This is a genomic window from Aquabacterium parvum, from assembly GCF_001447195.1.
Classification (GTDB): domain Bacteria; phylum Pseudomonadota; class Gammaproteobacteria; order Burkholderiales; family Burkholderiaceae_C; genus Aquabacterium; species Aquabacterium parvum.
The window spans coordinates 1-830 of sequence record NZ_LFRI01000420.1; the positions used below are offsets into that span (position 1 = coordinate 1).

The window sequence follows — 830 nt, forward strand, 5'->3', positions numbered from 1 at the left end:
GTGCCCCACCACCAACCTGCGCCTGAGATCCTGCAATTCGTCGTTCATCGCTACGTTCCCACGTTCATCTACGTGGGAACGTAGGCTGTCAGAGCACAGCCTTGGTGGCTAGGGTGGGGTTCAATGACCGCTTACGGTTGTTTTGATTCGCCGTGTGCAACATCGTCCGTCCGGTCATTGCTTGCGGGAAGCGCGGATGGCCTGCGCGAGATCGAGTCTCGGCATTACCGGCAGCGTTGAAGGTGCGGCCCACCGCTCCTCGTTGACTCGTGAATCAGGCTGCGGCTTGATTTGTTTGGGCAGAGTAGGCATGCCCGTCATCCCGATCCTCTCCAGCATGGTGTTGCTGCGCTTGTCCAGCTTCATTTCCGATCTTGTTGGCTTGCCTCCTGCTGCCTTGATTTCAGCGTTTCGCGCTTTGTTGGCGCCCTTGACTGCACCCTTCAGAGATGCGACTGAGTTGACGCCCTCTTGGACCTTGTTTGTCTTGTCTAAAAACAGGCGAATTCGGTCATCGCCACTGATCGTGAGCCAATCCAACAACGTCAGCTCTAGGGTAATCCCCCCATAAACCACCGCTCTGAGAAGTAGAGCTATGCGGCCATGGCCAACCGCTGCTTGGGGGTGATGCCGCCCAAGGCCATGTTTGGGCGTTCATGGTTGTACATCCACATCCATTGGGTGGCGTACAGGCTGACCTCATCGAGGTCTGTCCAATGGTACTGCGAGAGCCATTCGTAGCGCACCGTGCGGTTGAAGCGTTCGACATAGGCGTTTTGTTGCGGCTTGCCCGGTTCGATGTGCTCAAAGCGGATGCCCCAAGACTTGGC

Annotated in this window: 2 protein-coding genes; both read right to left on the bottom strand. The window is 57.0% G+C overall.

Annotated features, from left to right (window positions below):
• Nucleotides 1-174: 174 nt before the first annotated feature.
• On the bottom strand, nucleotides 175-540 hold the full coding sequence (locus tag ABG80_RS17350) for a hypothetical protein (protein ID WP_152987708.1): 366 nt from the start codon (nucleotides 538-540) through the stop codon (nucleotides 175-177).
• A 53-nt stretch (nucleotides 541-593) separates the two neighbouring features.
• Nucleotides 594-830 (bottom strand): integrase core domain-containing protein (locus ABG80_RS17355; RefSeq protein WP_152987709.1); only part of this gene is annotated, 237 nt, incomplete at its 5' end.